Origin of the sequence: Oceanobacillus sp. M65 (genome assembly GCF_052246275.1) — a bacterium.
Taxonomy (GTDB): Bacteria; Bacillota; Bacilli; order Bacillales; family Amphibacillaceae; genus Oceanobacillus_B; species Oceanobacillus_B jordanicus.
This window is the reverse complement of the sequence record NZ_JBQQCJ010000003.1, coordinates 436,240-452,578: the sequence shown is the minus strand read 5'-3', so window position 1 is coordinate 452,578 and position 16,339 is coordinate 436,240. Positions and strand designations below refer to the sequence as shown.

The 16,339-nt window shown below is 36.9% G+C and carries 15 protein-coding genes; 12 read left to right on the top strand and 3 right to left on the bottom strand.

Annotated elements, in window-relative coordinates; translation table 11 throughout:
• Positions 1 to 16: 16 nt before the first annotated feature.
• Both ACTWPF_RS14470 and ACTWPF_RS14465 read left to right on the top strand, forming a co-directional pair.
• Positions 17 to 1,090 carry a DUF4236 domain-containing protein gene (locus tag ACTWPF_RS14470; RefSeq protein ID WP_443149560.1) on the top strand — a complete coding sequence of 358 codons (1,074 nt, stop codon included), beginning with the start codon at positions 17 to 19 and terminating at the stop codon, positions 1,088 to 1,090.
• Positions 1,091 to 2,224: a thermonuclease family protein gene (locus tag ACTWPF_RS14465; RefSeq protein WP_443149559.1), complete on the top strand. Its 1,134-nt coding sequence runs from the start codon at positions 1,091 to 1,093 to the stop codon at positions 2,222 to 2,224.
• Between the two features lie 104 nt (positions 2,225 to 2,328).
• On the opposite strand, the gene ACTWPF_RS14460 is transcribed toward ACTWPF_RS14465, so the two are convergent.
• Positions 2,329 to 2,496 (bottom strand): hypothetical protein, encoded by a 168-nt coding sequence (locus ACTWPF_RS14460; protein ID WP_443149558.1) that lies wholly within the window; start codon positions 2,494 to 2,496, stop codon positions 2,329 to 2,331.
• A gap of 289 nt (positions 2,497 to 2,785) precedes the next feature.
• Between ACTWPF_RS14460 and ACTWPF_RS14455 the strand changes: the two genes are divergently transcribed.
• Together ACTWPF_RS14455 and ACTWPF_RS14450 are read left to right on the top strand one after the other, a co-directional pair.
• On the top strand, positions 2,786 to 3,346 hold the full coding sequence (locus tag ACTWPF_RS14455; protein ID WP_443149557.1) for a hypothetical protein: 561 nt from the start codon (positions 2,786 to 2,788) through the stop codon (positions 3,344 to 3,346).
• A 21-nt stretch (positions 3,347 to 3,367) separates the two neighbouring features.
• On the top strand, positions 3,368 to 4,000 hold the full coding sequence (locus ACTWPF_RS14450; RefSeq protein WP_443149556.1) for a YecA family protein: 633 nt from the start codon (positions 3,368 to 3,370) through the stop codon (positions 3,998 to 4,000).
• Between the two features lie 155 nt (positions 4,001 to 4,155).
• Here ACTWPF_RS14450 and ACTWPF_RS14445 read toward each other — a convergent pair whose 3' ends face one another.
• Positions 4,156 to 5,007 carry a DegV family protein gene (locus tag ACTWPF_RS14445; protein ID WP_443149555.1) on the bottom strand — a complete coding sequence of 284 codons (852 nt, stop codon included), beginning with the start codon at positions 5,005 to 5,007 and terminating at the stop codon, positions 4,156 to 4,158.
• Positions 5,008 to 5,311: 304 nt separating this feature from the next.
• On the opposite strand from ACTWPF_RS14445, the gene ACTWPF_RS14440 reads away from it, so the two are divergent.
• Complete coding sequence (locus ACTWPF_RS14440; protein ID WP_443149554.1) at positions 5,312 to 6,124, top strand: alpha/beta fold hydrolase; 813 nt, start codon at positions 5,312 to 5,314, stop codon at positions 6,122 to 6,124.
• A 239-nt stretch (positions 6,125 to 6,363) separates the two neighbouring features.
• Here ACTWPF_RS14440 and ACTWPF_RS14435 read toward each other — a convergent pair whose 3' ends face one another.
• A complete protein-coding gene (locus tag ACTWPF_RS14435) occupies positions 6,364 to 6,882 on the bottom strand; it encodes a putative immunity protein (RefSeq protein ID WP_443149553.1) in 519 nt (172 codons plus the stop codon).
• A gap of 259 nt (positions 6,883 to 7,141) precedes the next feature.
• Here ACTWPF_RS14435 and ACTWPF_RS14430 point away from each other — a divergent pair, with 259 nt between their 5' ends.
• The 7 genes from ACTWPF_RS14430 (at position 7,142) to ACTWPF_RS14400 (ending at position 16,009) form a co-directional block, all read left to right on the top strand.
• On the top strand, positions 7,142 to 7,792 hold the full coding sequence (locus tag ACTWPF_RS14430) for an SDR family oxidoreductase (protein WP_443149552.1): 651 nt from the start codon (positions 7,142 to 7,144) through the stop codon (positions 7,790 to 7,792).
• A gap of 347 nt (positions 7,793 to 8,139) precedes the next feature.
• On the top strand, positions 8,140 to 8,997 hold the full coding sequence (gene licT, locus ACTWPF_RS14425; RefSeq protein WP_443149551.1) for a BglG family transcription antiterminator LicT: 858 nt from the start codon (positions 8,140 to 8,142) through the stop codon (positions 8,995 to 8,997).
• Positions 8,998 to 9,209: 212 nt separating this feature from the next.
• A complete protein-coding gene (locus ACTWPF_RS14420) occupies positions 9,210 to 11,114 on the top strand; it encodes a beta-glucoside-specific PTS transporter subunit IIABC (RefSeq protein WP_443149550.1) in 1,905 nt (634 codons plus the stop codon).
• A gap of 56 nt (positions 11,115 to 11,170) precedes the next feature.
• Positions 11,171 to 12,172, top strand: a complete 1,002-nt coding sequence (gene surE, locus ACTWPF_RS14415; protein WP_443149549.1) for a 5'/3'-nucleotidase SurE — start codon at positions 11,171 to 11,173, stop codon at positions 12,170 to 12,172.
• 36 nt (positions 12,173 to 12,208) lie between these two features.
• Positions 12,209 to 13,642 carry a glycoside hydrolase family 1 protein gene (locus ACTWPF_RS14410; protein ID WP_443149548.1) on the top strand — a complete coding sequence of 478 codons (1,434 nt, stop codon included), beginning with the start codon at positions 12,209 to 12,211 and terminating at the stop codon, positions 13,640 to 13,642.
• Between the two features lie 70 nt (positions 13,643 to 13,712).
• Positions 13,713 to 15,155, top strand: coding sequence for a 6-phospho-beta-glucosidase (locus ACTWPF_RS14405; protein WP_443149547.1), 1,443 nt, complete (start codon positions 13,713 to 13,715; stop codon positions 15,153 to 15,155).
• A gap of 209 nt (positions 15,156 to 15,364) precedes the next feature.
• Complete coding sequence (locus ACTWPF_RS14400; protein WP_106896097.1) at positions 15,365 to 16,009, top strand: hypothetical protein; 645 nt, start codon at positions 15,365 to 15,367, stop codon at positions 16,007 to 16,009.
• Positions 16,010 to 16,339: the final 330 nt, after the last annotated feature.

The following is a 16,339-nucleotide window of genomic DNA, read 5'->3' as shown; positions in this document are numbered from 1 at the left end:
CAACAGGAGGATTTTAATGGGAGTCAGATTTCGTAAGAGTTTTAAAGTCGCGCCAGGGGTCAAGTTCAACGTAGGTAAAAAAGGGGTTAGTACGAGTATTGGAGGAAAAGGGCTAAGAGTTAATAGTAGTTCACGTGGCGTATCGGTGGGTACGAGTATACCTGGCACAGGCATCTCGTATAGCAAAAACCTTAGTAGCAGAAATAAACGTCCTCAAAGAACAAATTACGAGCGGTTACAACAGCAACAGGCTAAGGAAGAAAAAATTATCGAAGCAAAACAGGAAGTTGCTAGATATGAGGCACATGTTGAGATGTTAACTAGCTTCCATAAAGAGGTTAATGATCAACTTAATTGGCAAGAAATTGCTACATCCAATCCTCCTTTTAATCGAGTTGAAGAAGGACCTAATGTTATGGTCGTCAAAGAAAAAGTGCAATCTTATAAACCTACATTGAGAGATAGATTGTTTAATAGGGTCGAGGCAAGAAAGAGAATTCTGGTAGAAGAGGTTGACATGGCAAAAACCTCCGATAACGAATTATATATTGAGTGGCAAAATAGCGTGAAGCGATCAAAGGAAATTTTAGATGGAGAGAGAGAGGCCTGGGAGCAAATTACAAATGAAGTTAACCCATTTGAGGATATTAAAGCTTTAGGAAGCACCGTGGATTTTGCTTTCTCTCCAAATGAACCAAACGTTATGGTGAATTTGAATATTGAGAACCAAGAAGTAGTCCCGACAAAAGTGTTTTCATTAACAAAGACAGGAAAACTTTCTCAAAGAAACATGGCAAAAGGGAAGTATTTTCAACTTTATCAAGACTATGTTTGTAGTTGCGCAATAAGAGTTGCACGTGAGTTTTTTGCTATACTTCCTATTAATACAACTACTATACATGTGTACGGTGAAGTCAGTTCAGACGAAGGCAGCGAACAAGGTTGTATTCTATCTGTTAAAATTACTAGACATGAAATTGAAGGCGTAGACTTTGATAACATTGATTGCTCAGATACCATAGAGACCTTTACACACAATATGAAGTTTTTAAAGACAAAAGGTTTAAAATTAGTTGAGGAGGTTAGATAGATGGCTACTCTCCTTGGAATCGTTTTAGTTATATTAGGTATAGTTTTTTTGTTTAATTTCCCTCTTGTTACCATTGGGATTGTAATCATTATCTATGGTTTGTATGAATTTGGAGAAAATGCCAAGTTAAAAGCAAAATCCAAAGTGCCTTTAGTAATTTTGTTGTTTGGTGTTTTACTAGCTATTATTGGATTTGTACCTGGAGAGGATAGCAAAGCAGATAATCACAACGATATTAAGTCAGAATCAGTAGAATCAGATAATGAAAAAACTACAGCCTCTAAAAGTCAGGAAGAGAATGAGGAAAAAGAAGAAGCAGAAGCAGAAGAAAAGGCTAAAGCAGAAAAAACAGAAGAAGCTGAAAAAAAGGCTAAAGCAGAAGAAGCAGAAAAAAAAGCTGAAGCGGAAGCGACAAAAAAAGAAGCGGAGAAAAAAGCAAAAGCAAAAGCAGCAAAAGAAGAGGAAGAAAAGTATGGCGTCTTAACAACTGTTACAAGAGTAGTAGACGGAGATACATTAGAAGTTTCAATGAACGGTAAAACAGAAGATGTTCGCCTATTATTAATTGATACCCCAGAAACTGTCCATCCTAGTGAGCCAGTTGAGCCTTTTGGTCCTGAGGCATCACAATTTGTTAAAGATACTTTAGAAGGAAAAGAAGTAAGAGTGAAAGTAGGCACAGAAGAAAGAGATAAGTATAATAGGGTGTTGGCATATGTGTTTATCAATGGAGAAACAATCCAAGAGAAACTCCTTAGTGAAGGGTTAGCTAAAACTGCATATTTATATAATGATTTAACTATGCTGGATGAGTTTCATGCTGCACAACAAACTGCAATTGATTCAGGTATAGGTGTATGGTCAATCCCTAATTATGCACATGTCGATGATGATGACGGTTTCCATTACCAAGAACCAGAACCAGAGCCGGAGCCAGAACTAGAGCCAGAACCAGAACCAGAGCCAGAACCAGAACCTAACACTGGAATAGACACTTCTGGAGCGGATCGCGACTGTGGAGATTTCTCAACACAAGCTGAGGCTCAAGCCTTTATGGAGGCATCAGGACCATCAGACCCACATCGGCTAGATGGGAATGACAATGACGGTTTAGCTTGTGAGTCACTACCATAGAATTATGTCATAACCAAGGCTTGTTAAATTAATTATTAAAAAAAGCTGTGCCTTTCTATAGAGAGGCGCAGCTTTTTAAAAATTACTATAGTGCAATGAAACGTTTAATGATTATGTAAAAAGTCGGCAATGAAGAAATAAGTCACAATACAAATGACGATCCCCATAAAGATAACGGTGAGGACTAATAAAAAGTTACCAAGTATTTTTATTCCTTTTTGATCTTTAAAATCTGATAGCTTTAAAAGCGATTCTTTTACTTTTTCGACCATTAGGAGCTGCCCCTTTTTGGAAAAAATCTATTACTATTGTAGCATATAATATGTATATTCTGTCGATTTCGCATGAAATTTGGTCTGTGTAATGAATAATATACCGAAATAAAATACATTGGAATTATGAATGTGTAGAAGATAATTAGAGAGATTAGTAGTATCTTCAACGCTTGTTACTTTCAGGGTCATCCTTAAAAATATTATAAAAGCAGATGATGAAATATTAAATGGCTGAGGTCTAATCAGAATGTAATTTGCCCCTGCCTAGAAAGAGAGTCTTTCAAAAGTGAGTGATAAGATAAACAAAGAACTGGAAGAGGATTTAAAAAATGCTTTAAACGGACTAAATGACAGACATATAGATTTGCCAGTAAAGGAACATAAGAAACTTTGGAGCGAAATAAAGGTGCCTTTTTCGCTAAAAGAGGGACTTAGCAGATACACCAAAGATGAACTAAATAACATAAGAAAATACTTGCAACTAAAAGGAGTAAGTAATTTAAGAAAAGGAGAGATTATTTCCTTATACCAAGAAAAGATTCCAGAATTGCTGGAAACGGTTTGTCTGCGTTTTGATGAAGAGCGGTTTGGACTACTAGTTAAGATCGCACGCAAAGGCGGCTCTATTCCTGCTCCAGATCTAGAAATAGAACAAATTCTTTACCTGCGAGCAACTGGTTTCGTATACTCAGGGATATTTCAAGGGGAAAAGATATTATCATTACCAGAGGAGCTGGTGGCACCAGTATTGAAGCTTAATGATAGTCTGCAAGTAAGGGCTATCGTTAAAAGGAATACCGAATGGATTAAGCTGACAAGGGGCCTTTTATATTATTATGGAACATAGAGTCTGACATAGCTAGAAGAAATGATAGAAAGCTATACGAAAAATGAAGTAGATCTTAGAAATTATTTAGAAATCATTTATGAAGCTAATGTGTACCAAGAGGAAATGTATAGTGATCGGGAAGGGTTCTCTCATTGGAGAGTGATTGATCCAAAAAAGGTGAAACGCGAACATAAAAAAAGAGATGATTTTTCCTTCTTCTCGTTTACAAAAGAACAATTACTCCGTGCTGGGGAACCGGATTATATAGAAAGAAATAACAGCTATATGCAATTAGTTCAGTACCTAACTCGGAATTATGAAATGGATAAAGAGGAAGCTGATGAGATTGTAGAAGAGTGTGTTTATGAAACGCAAATTGGCGATGAGCTAGGTGAGGTTATAACTTTTTTGGGTAAGGTAATAGAATTTGAAACTATGGAGAGCGTCCAACAGCTAACAGATAATGTTGTAAACCTAATGAATAACACGAAAAAGTGGACGCTTAAAGGTTATTCTTCAATAGAAATAAGAGAACAAAGTGAATCAGGACTACATCCGTTGACGAAACCTAAAAAGAATCAACTTAATATTACTTCCAATAAAAAAGTTGGCAGAAATGAACCATGCCCATGTGGAAGTGGAAAAAAGTATAAGAAATGCTGTGGGAGGTAGAGGGTACTTCCCATCAGCATAAAGAGCGGTTGACCATAGATAGTTATTTAAAAAGAAGTAATCGCACTGGTCGAAGGGGCGGTTACTTCTTTTTGTTTAGAACTATTTAAATTGCTTTCACCAATAAACACACACTTATTTTGTGTTAATGTCCTTTATGCTTCTATCCCCGCAACTCCAAACCCACCAGGGCCAGAATGGGTGGATATCATTGCGCCGGCCTGCATCCAAGTTATATTTTTGAAGCCATGTTCGGTTGCAATTTCTTCCATTCTATTTTTAATATCTTCTGCAAGACCGATAGAGTAAATTAAATATAATTGCTCTCTGTTAATATCGTATTGATTGAAGTATTCTCGGATAAATTTTTCTGCAACACTGCTCATTTTTCCACGATATTTTTTATTGGACACAAGGTGGCCATCAATTAGTTCTATTCTGGGCTTTAATTTTAGCAAGGCACCTCCGAGATAAGCCACATTACTTACGCGTCCGCCGGCTCGTAAAAAGTCTAAGCTGCCAGGTACGAAAGCAAGCTTGGATTTCGGTATGATGGCTTCAATTTTTTCTACAAATGATGTTGGCTCTATCCCGGGCTCTTGTTCTAACAGCTTGGCGGCATACATAACGATGGCAGTTAGCCCACCTGTGACATTTAAAGCGTCAATGAGGATGAGATTATCAATTTCTTCTGAAGCTATCACTGCATGTTGGAAAGAGGAAGAGGCTTTGGATGTATAGCCGATATGGACAATCATACAATCAGGATGGTCTTTATTTATCTTTGAAAAGAATTCTTCGTATTCATGTGCATTTGTGGATGTCGTGGAAGGTATTTTTTTGGTACGATCATAATAATCATATATGTCTTGTACAGGTAAAGAACCATCTAGATAGTCCTTCCCATCCATGATGACGTGCATTGGGACAACTTGAATATTGTGGGCTGCAGCTAAATTTGCTGGTAAATCGGCTCCGCTTTCTGTCGATAAGATAATTTTTCTCATTAAATATCCTCCAAAGTCATCATTTTTTCTTCATTATTCTAACTATACAAGAAAAAAGGGCTAGAATACATTGATATTGTAATTAAAGGAGATTATTCTTTAATCTATCCCGTTGCAACCCCACTTAATACATGAAGTGCAACAGTGTTGTTTAAATGGGAGTAAATGGACACTAACACCCCGATTCGTTCAGCTACCAATCAGTGGGGGAAGAACGAAAACACCCATTGATTGAAGTTTTACTTTATGAAAAGCGCTAGTAGTCTTGTTACATATAATTATTTAAAAATAAGGGAGGCGCCCTATGCCATATTGTAGTTTAACTAAAGCATCAATCTATTATGAGGTAATTGGAGATGGTATTCCCATAATCATGATACATGGGTTTGGTGTTGATCACCGACTTATGAAAGGATGTATGGAACCAATTTTTCGGGAGAGGTCTGGATTTAAAAGGATCTATTTTGATCTACCTGGTATGGGGAAGACAAAGGAATACCATCAAGTAGAAAATGCAGATGACATATTGGAGACTGTCTTAGATTTTATCCAAGTGGTCATTCCTGACCAGCCGTACCTGCTTATGGGAGAATCGTATGGTGGATACCTAGCCCGTGGCATTGTAGATGCCCAGCGAGAGCACGTACTTGGGCTATGCTTGCTTTGTCCCGTCATTATTCCTGAAAAAGGAGAAAGGACTTTACCCGCTCATACTATTCTATATGAGGATGATGGATTACTATCGCAATTGACTCCACGCGAAAAAGAAGCCTTTCGCTCAGAGAACGTTGTGTTGAATAAAAAGAATTGGGTTCGTTACAGGGATGAAGTTTACGCTGGAATCATTTGTGCTGATAACGACTTTCTTGCAAAAATTGAAAAGCATTATGGATTGTCCACAGTGCTAGAAGAAGATAGTTTTGATAAGCCAAGTACGTTTATTTTAGGAAAAAAAGATGCAGTGGTCGGATATAAAGATGCTTTTCAAATTCTAGATCGCTACCAGAAGGCATCTTATAATGTACTGGAACAAGCAGGACATTATGTACAGATTGAACAAGCAGATCTATTCCAGAAATTAGTAATTGAATGGCTTGATAGATCAGTGTTGGATTGACAGAAGCAAAGGGTGTGAGCGTTGTTATTACTGATTTCAATGAAGAAGGCGGACTAGCTGCTGAAAAAGATTTAAAACAAACATATTCAGACAATGTGTATTTTGTAAAAAGTAGATTCTGGAAATGAAGAGTCTGATGAAAGCATGATGGCTAAACCGGTAGAGAACATATCTATTAAGAATACCTAACCTTTTTCGTTTTGCTGAATTGTTTCTTTGGTTTGAAGTTCTATGCATTACTATAAATCATTTATTATTGCTAATTGTCTTTTCCTTTCCTTCATGGAAGCGTCTAAGGAGTTATTGGTTAAAAGGTTTACTACCTTTATTGCATAATCACTGCTAACCATAGCATGTCCTCTCATATGTCCAGTTGCAACAGCTTGAGCAAATGAACGTGCGGAATACTTGCTAACGTTAGATTTAGCCTCTTTAGCTAATTCATTTACTGTAAACCCAACTTTTCGTAAGTCATAAGCTCTTATAGTTCCGTTCAATCTCTTTTCTAAAGCTTCTCTTCCTAAAATTATTCGTGGGTCATCTTTTAAATGAGTATCGAGATAATCCAAGTAGGGATTTGCTACCTTTAAAGCCCATTGGCCGAGTAATTTTTGCGGTAAATTTTCAAGTTCTTCTTCGATTTTATTCCTTAGTTCATTATGATCTATTATCTTTATTTTAGGGCTACTATAAGTGAATTTTGTCTGTTCTTTTGCTTTCTTCTCGTGTTTATTCCATGCAAAATCATCTGTATTCATTAAATTTACCCCTTTCGTTTTAAGCTAGGAACGAATTTGTTGCTTCCGTATATCTACAATTTCCAAGTGCATATTCTAAACTTGGCTTAAATAAATTTTAGCATAAAAATAAAATGTTCCGTGGTTTTAGTCAGTCTAAACAAGTATTTAAAGGAGTTCAGTTTTTTCATAGTACGGTCAAACAGCATAATTGATTTACAGAAAGGGAATGGGGCACAATAGAGGTAACATAACTTATAATTTTGAAAGGGTGTTGGCATTGAAAACATTAGTAGTTGGGGCAAATGGCCAAATTGGTAAGCATCTTGTCACGTTTATTCAAGATAATGATCAACTTCAAGCAAAAGCAATGATCCGTAAGAAGGAGCAAGCAACTTATTTTGTAGAACGAAATGCAGAAACAGCAATAGTTGACTTGGAAGAAGATATTGATTCGATTGCAAAGGCTGCTGAGGGCGTAGATGCGGTTGTATTTACTGCCGGATCTGGACCGAAAACAGGGAAAGACAAAACCATTATGGTTGATTTGGATGGCGCAGTTAAAACAATTGAAGCTGCCAAGAAGGCCGGCGTGAAGCGATTTATCATGATTAGTTCCTTTGATACAAGACGGGAAGCTATTCAGGAAGCACCTTCCTCCTTTGCTCCATATGTGGCAGCCAAACATTATGCAGATGAATGGTTGCGCGCAACCGATTTGGATTACACGATTATCCATCCTGGTGGACTTACGAATGAAGAAGGAACTGGCCAAATTGAAGCAGGTATGGATGTAGCTCGTGGGCAAATCTCCAGAGAAGATGTTGCGAAAGTCATTGAAGCATGTCTAGAAGATAAGAATACGATCGGAAAAGAGTTCCAAATTGTGAATGGAGAGACAGCTATTAAGAAAGCTGTGGAAGATCTTTAAGGTAGTAATAACTCCAGACTGAGGCAAAAAGGGAGTTATCCTAATAGTATATGGTAATGCATATAGAATATTAGAATTCAAGTAATATTACCTTGTCGGTGATCTATAACTGCATAAAAAACTCATCTTGACACTTCTTAATGTGTATGATTTAATCAAATTAAGCGTTTACAATTTTAATAGGATTGTTACTGTTCGGCAGGCAAAACCTAAATTTGTGGAAAGGTAATCTCTATGGTTACCTATGACCAAATTTAGGTTTTTCTTTTTTAAAAGGTTTAAAGCCGTTTTATGTATAAAAAAATAGTTAGTGTAAGCTAAAATATGTTTTAAGAGGTAGTGTTTATATGGATATAAAGAAGATCTTAAATAATAACGTGGTAGTTACAGAAAATGAAAACAATCAAGAGATGGTTGTAATGGGAAAAGGATTGGCTTTTCAGAAGAAGGTTGGCCAATCGATGGATGAGTTGAAAATAGAGAAAAAGTTTATCCTCCAAAACACACGTACTTCCGAGAAGTTAGACCAATTATTAAAATACACCTCAGAAAATTATTTGGAAATAGCTTCACACATATTGGATTATGCACAGGCAGAGCTTTCCTATAAATTGGATGAGTATTTGTATGTTGCGTTAACCGACCACATTAGTTTTGCTATCAGTCGACATGAACAAGGGATTGAAATAAAAAACCCGCTTTCTTATGAAATTAGGAAATATTACAAAAAAGAATACCAGATTGGATTGAAAGCATTAGATATTATTGGGGAGCATACAGGACTCCGCATGGATGAAGATGAAGCAGCGTCCATTGCCTTACATTTAGTGAATAGTGGAATTTCTGGTGAGAACTTAGAGGTTGCCGTTCAAGTGACCGACATGGTGAATAATATTTTGAATATCGTCAAGTACCATTATCAAATGGAATTAGATGAAGATTCTATTAATTATGAAAGATTTCTAACCCATCTACGTTATTTTTCTATTCGTTTTGTTCGAAAAGAAAAATTAGAAGATACTGTTGATGATTTTCTTTATGAGCAAGTACAACGTAAATATCAAAAAGCATTTGCTTGTACAGAAAAAATTAATATTTATTTAGATCAAAACTTTAATTGGTCTTTGTCGCAGGATGAGAAAATCTACATTACTGTGCATATTCACCGAGTAACATTTAGGTTGCGAAAGACAAATAGTGATTGACATATGAAAACGTTTTATTTTTTTTGTTGACATTACAAAAATAGCATGATAAGTTTAAATTGTTAATTAATTAACGCTAATCGAATAAACGTTTAGGAATGTTACCTAGTTTGGGCATAACCTGAATCAATTGGATTCACACAGTTTCTATGTGTGACTTCCAGATTGATTCAGGTTTTTTATTTGAAAAAAAGGGGAGAAGGTGGCCGATTATGAAATACAATCAATTGGCAAAAGACATTATAAAAAATGTCGGAGGAAGAGAAAACGTTAACAGTGTGGTTCATTGTATCACGCGACTTCGCTTTAAATTAAAGGATGAAAGCAAAGCAAATACCGAGACATTAAAAAATATGGATGGTGTTGTAACCGTGATGAAAAGCGGAGGTCAATACCAGGTAGTTATTGGAAATCATGTATCAGATGTGTACAAAGCAGTTGTAGAAGAAGGGGCTTTTCAATTTGAAAAGCCAGTTGATGCTGAAGATGGAAAAAAGGGTAGTCTGCTGGATAGATTTATCGATATGATTTCTGGCATTTTTACCCCGATACTTGGCGTATTAGCAGCATCGGGTATGATAAAGGGATTCAACGCTTTGTTTGTTGCAATTGGGTGGCTTGATAATGAAGGTGGAACATACCAAATTTTAAATGCAATAGGGGATGGACTGTTTTATTTCCTACCGATCCTTCTAGGATATACCGCAATGAAGAAATTTGGTGGAACTCCTTTCTTAGGTATGGTTATTGCAATGGCCTTGGTATACCCAGCTTTAGAAGGAATACCTAATGCAGGAGAGCCGTTATACACCTTATTTGCAGGGACAATGTTTGAATCACCTATTTACATCGAATTTTTTGGAATTCCAGTTATTTTAATGACGTACTCCATGTCTGTTATACCAATCATTGTAGCAACATTTTTTGCAGTAAAACTGGAAAGGTTTTTAGCGAAAGTAATTCCTTCTGTTGTAAAAATGTTTTTAGTTCCAATGTTTACCTTACTTATTATTATTCCAATAACATTTATCGTAATCGGTCCTATCGCAACGTGGGCAAGTCAATTACTTGGACAAACAACTACCTCGATCTATGATCTAAGCCCTGTTATTGCAGGAGCATTTCTTGGTGGCTTTTGGTTAGTGTTTGTTATGTTTGGTCTTCATTGGGGGCTTGTTCCAGTTGCACTCAACAACTTTACAAGTCAGGGTTGGGACCCAATACTTGCCTTAATATTTGTTCATTCATTTGCGTTGGCAGGTTCTATTTTAGCAGTATGGATAAAAACTAAAAATCAAAAAACAAAAACACTTAGCGCACCAGCATTTATATCATCTATCTTTGGGGTTACTGAGCCAGGTATGTATGGTATTGCAATACCACTTAAAAAACCATTTATTTTCACAATTATATCATCAGCAATTGGTGGAGCAATGCTAGGATTCTTTGGTACAAAAGGACATGAAATGGGTGGTCTTGGTATATTCCAAATACCTAGTTTCATTTCTCCTGATGGTATTGATATGTCGCTAATTGGCGCTATAATCGCTGCGGTAATTGGTATGGGTTTAGCTTTTCTATTAACTTATATCTTCGGGGGGATTAATAAAAGTGAAACAGAAGTAAATTCACCAAAAGAAGGTACAGTAGGCAAAAATGTGAAAAATGAAGTGATTGTTAGTCCTCTAAATGGCGAAGTAAAAAACTTAGCTAGTATTGAAGATACAGCTTTTGCGTCAGGTGCACTAGGTAAAGGTATTGCAATTGACCCTTCTGAAGGTAAAGTGTTTTCACCAGTATCAGGTACCGTTTCGGCATTATTTCCAACACACCATGCGATTGGAATAACATCAGATGAAGGAGCTGAACTTTTGATACACGTTGGTTTGGATACCGTTCAATTAGAAGGTAAACACTTTACAGCCCACATTGCACAAGGGGAGCGTGTGGAAAGAGGTCAAGTACTAACTGAATTTGATATAAAGGCAATTAAAGAAGATGGCTTTGTCTTGACTACACCAATAGTCGTGACAAATCATGACCAATTTGAAATCACAATAACAAGTGAACAAGAAGTAAAGTCTCAAGATTTATTGATCGAATTGCAAGCAAAGTAAGAAGAATTTCCTAAAGGGAAAAGACTTTAGTAAACATGAATAAGGGGAGAATTTAATTGAAGAAGAATAGGTTCTTTGTTCCACTAGTAATGATAGTATTATTTTCATTTTTAGTTATCGGGTGTTCCGAAGAGACAAAAGGTGAATCAGATGGCGAGGAGACCTCAAAAGAATCTAAAAGTGAGGTTAGGGCTGATGAAAAAGAAAATAATCTAGTTGATAGTGGAGTGCCAGTAAGTGAACGTGATCGCCCAATGAGAGTGTTACTAATCAATGATGATGGTTTTGATTCAATTGGAATACAACTTTTACATGAAAGATTAAAAGAAAATGGATATGATGTATGGACTGTTGCTCCTATAAATAATCAAAGTGGTACAGGAACATCTATTAAATGGGATGAAGAAGAACATGAACTAATTGAGCATGGTAATCAACAATACGCTTTTGAAGGTACCCCTACGGATAGTTTTAAAGTTGCTGTGAATGTAATAATGGACGAAAAACCTGATCTAGTGATCTCAGGTGTTAATGATGGACCGAATTACGGAGAGATACAATTTAACTCGGGTACTGTTGGGGGAGCGGCTCGTGCTGTTAGACATGGTTACCCTGCAATTGCTGCAAGTCTTAATTTCTTTGGTGGGGAGGAGTTAGATAAATATATGGACCCTGCTGTCGATTATGTAGTTAATATGGTGGATGTATTAAATGAAGAATGGCAATCAGGAAATATGATAATGCCATTAGGAACAGGTTTATCTATAAATTATCCGGCAGAAGAATCTAGTGAAATTAAAGGTGTAAAATTCATAGAAAATGAAGAGGTATATTCTGATTTTCAAAATTATAAATATGATGAAGAGAAAAAAGGAATATATAATTTTAATGATATGGGATATTTAACATCACTTATAGAAGATGAAGAGATAGAAACTGATTTAACGATTGCTAATAGAGGTTTTGTTACAGTGACAGTTATTGATGGTAACTGGAATGCAGAAGAACAGAAAGTAGATTATATGAAATCTGTATTAAGTGAACTAGAGGCATATTAATAATTATTAATAATTTTATTGTGGGGGGAATATATCATGACAAAAGGTTTTCCAAAAGGATTTTTATGGGGCGGAGCTACTGCAGCCAACCAACTTGAAGGTGGATATGGTGAAGGTGGAAAGGGTCTTAATTTAGCTGACGTCTTACCTGGTGGTAAAGCGAGGCTTGAATTACTTGGACAAACTGGGTTTGATTTTGAAATTGATAAATCTAAATATAGTTATCCGAACCATGAGGGGATCGACTTTTATCATCGCTATAAAGAAGACATCGCCTTATTTGCAGAGATGGGCTTTAAAACATACCGTATGAGTATTGCATGGAGCCGTATTTTTCCTAAAGGAGATGAATTGGAGCCAAATGAGGAAGGCTTAGCCTTTTATGACCGAGTATTTGATGAACTTCATAAGCATGGAATTGAACCATTAGTAACTATCGCACATTATGAAACACCATTACACTTGATAAAAGAATATGGTGGGTGGAGAAATCGGAAACTAGTTGAGTTTTTTGATCGCTATGTTGAAACTATCTTCACACGGTATAAAGATAAGGTTAAATATTGGTTAACGTTCAATGAAATTAATGGTGCAACACATATGCCATTGCTAGGACTTGGGTTTTCACCTGAAAGTGAAGAAACTCGTTTACAAGATAGTTTCCAAGGCTTACATCATCAATTTGTCGCAAGTGCACGAGCGGTTAAGCTAGGACATAAATTGATTTCAGGATCCCAAATTGGTTGTATGTTAATCTATGCGCCTGTTTATTCCTACGATTCAAAACCTGAGAATGTCATGCATGCTCAAGAGGAAAGTAATATATTTAATTATCTTTGTGGAGATGTACAAGTAAGAGGGGAATATCCTTACTTCGCAAAGCGTTATTTTAAAGAAAATAATGTCGAGTTAAACATTCAAGAAGGAGATCTTGAAACCATTAAAGAAGGTACTGTAGACTTCATCTCTTTTAGTTATTATATGTCACGGACAGATAAATTAGAAAAAACGCCAGAAGAAATGGGCCATGGAAACTTAATCGGAGGAGTCAAAAATCCATTCCTACAAGCAAGTGATTGGGGTTGGGAGATAGATCCTGTTGGTTTAAGGATTTCTTTAAATGAGTTATATGGCCGTTATCAAAAACCACTTATGGTAGTAGAAAATGGTCTAGGAGCTTATGATGAAGTGGAAGAGGATGGCTCGGTTAAAGATGATTACCGTATTGATTATCTTCGCTCCCATATTGAGCAAATGGCAGAAGCAGTGGAAGATGGCGTGGATTTAATTGGTTATACAAGCTGGGGTTGTATTGATTTAGTAAGTGCTTCCTCAGGCCAGTATTCAAAACGTTATGGGTTTATTTATGTAGATAAACACGATGACGGTAGCGGTACTATGGAGCGATCACGTAAAAAGTCCTTTTTCTGGTATAAAGATGTTATCTCTTCGAATGGGGAAAATTTATAAGGAAAAAAATTAATTACAGTGGGGGATCTTGTCCCTCACTGATCTACATTACATAGAGAGGTGAATTGTTATGGATAAAGTAATAAAGACTTTCCCAGAAGGATTTTTATGGGGTGGTGCAATTGCTGCCAACCAAACTGAAGGTGCTTACTTAGAAGACGGGAAGGGTTTAACGACGGTAGATCTGCTGCCAACGGGAGAAAAACGTTATTCTATTATGACAGGAAACCTACCATCCTACTCCCCATTAGAAGGCGAATATTACCCCTCACATAAAGCAATTGATTTTTACCATCACTATAAAGAGGATATTTCCCTTTTTGCAGAAATGGGTTTTAAATCACTACGTTTATCCATCTCGTGGGCTCGTATTTTTCCAAATGGCGATGACGCGGAGCCAAATGAAGCAGGGCTGAAATTCTACGATAATGTATTTGATGAACTAAAGAAACATGGAATCGAGCCAATTGTTACACTTGCTCACTTTGATGTACCAGTTCATTTGGTAGAGGCTTACGGTAGCTGGAAGAGCCGAAAACTAGTAGGTTATTTTGAAAAATATGCTAGGACAGTATTTACGCGATACAAAGATAAAGTAAAGTATTGGTTGACCTTTAATGAAATCAATATGCTTTTACATTTACCATATGTTGGAGCAGGACTTGTATTCCAAAAAGGTGAAAATGAGCAACAGGTTAAATATCAGGCAGCGCATCATCAGCTAGTCGCCAGTGCTATAGCAGTGAAAGCGGGCCATGAGATAAATCCAGATGCGCAAATAGGTTGTATGTTAGCTGCTGGTATGACGTATGCTTATTCAAGTAATCCAGATGATGTCCTAGACGCGATGGAAAAGGATCGTGAGTCTTTTTTCTTTATCGATGTACAATCTCGTGGAGAGTATCCTGGTTATGCGAAACGGTTCTTCCGGGAAAAGGGAATTACCATACAAGCAGAAGATGGTGATGAAGCACTACTAAAAAATCATACCGTAGATTATATCGGATTTAGTTATTACGCTAGTCGGTTAACAAGCACCGACCCAACAGTTCAAGAGAATTCGACAAGTGGGAATGTATTTGGATCTATTTCTAATCCATATTTGCAGAAATCAGAATGGGGCTGGACAATTGATCCAAAAGGCTTCCGAATTACAGCAAATCAATTATACGATCGTTATCAAAAACCTCTATTTGTTGTAGAAAATGGTATTGGAGCTATGGATGAGCCAAATGCGGCTGGCGAAATTAACGATGATTATAGGATTGACTACTTGCGTGCTCATATCAAACAGATGAGTGAAGCTATTCAGGATGGTGTTGAGCTGATCGGTTACACAAGCTGGGGACCAATTGATATCGTAAGTGCTTCAACTGGTGAGATGAAAAAGCGTTATGGATATATTTATGTAGATAGGGACAATAAAGGTGAAGGCACATTAGATAGAAGTAAAAAGAAGAGTTTTGAATGGTATAAACAAGTCATCCAATCAAATGGCGCAGATCTCGCCTAGAAATTATATGAAAGGAAACACCCTGTAGGAAATATGAAAACATTTCTTACAGGGGATTTTTAATTATCTATTAAAGTGCATTTCCATGTTTTTTAGATGGTTTCAATGCTTAAATAATAATATCGCAAAATTTACCTGTTGATTCATGGAGATATTTTTGGATATCCGTTCATACTAAAGAGGAATCCAATAAAAAGGTGGGAATCTATATGCACATGGAATGGTTTGATAGGGTATGTGTGGAATTGCAGGATAATCTTAATTCGATATGTGAACAGTACGATGAGAATGGAAGAATGTCCATTGAGCGCGGTGCCAAGCATCCTCGTTTAGACTTTTTCACATACAGTGGGGAAGAGGACATTGATTACTTCTGTACATTATTCTTCGATCCATATAATGAAGAGTTCTATATTCAAACGATAGACCCGGAATATGGATTGACTAGTAAAGTAGTGCTTGAAGATATAGACGATATCATGGATGCTGTTCATGAGAGCTTCCACGAGTACATTGAAGCGGATTTTATTGAAACAGACGACTCAGGTTATATTATGGACGATGAAGAAGAAACGGATGAAATATACTTTGAGGAAATTGATGTGGAATGGGAAACTCCTGAGGTTACGGCGTACTATGACGAGGATGAGGTAGAGATTTCCTACCAGTTTGGAGTTGTAGGAGAAACTGGAGATGGAGTACTTAAGCGAACAAACCGTATCTGGACAGAAGACGACGATTTAATTAAAGATGAATCTCATTTTATTTTTAGCAAGGATGAAGCTAGCACCATTATCGCTATGATCGCCAGCCATATGGACTCCCTCGCACCATTAGATGAAGGAGAAGTTTAAGATTAGATTGTAAGCTTAGGGAGGACCCTTGTGTTGGCTCCTCCCTTTCATATGAGTTCTGGAACGCACGCTATTGGGAAGTAGAGTAGCGTCTGCATGAGAGAAAGTCGCGTCACATGAGGTCGGAGTCGCGCCAGAAAGAGAGAAAGTCGCGTCACCTCAGGGAGGAGTCGCGTCGCACCCAGGCGAAGCTGCGCCACTTTAAAAGGTTCACGTGGCAGTTTCATATTCCCTTTTATCAGACATAAGTCCAATCATCCAGCCATACTGTAAAACCTTTCCGTTACGTGGTAAACTAGTAATTTAACCCGACTATTAGGAGGAATGGCG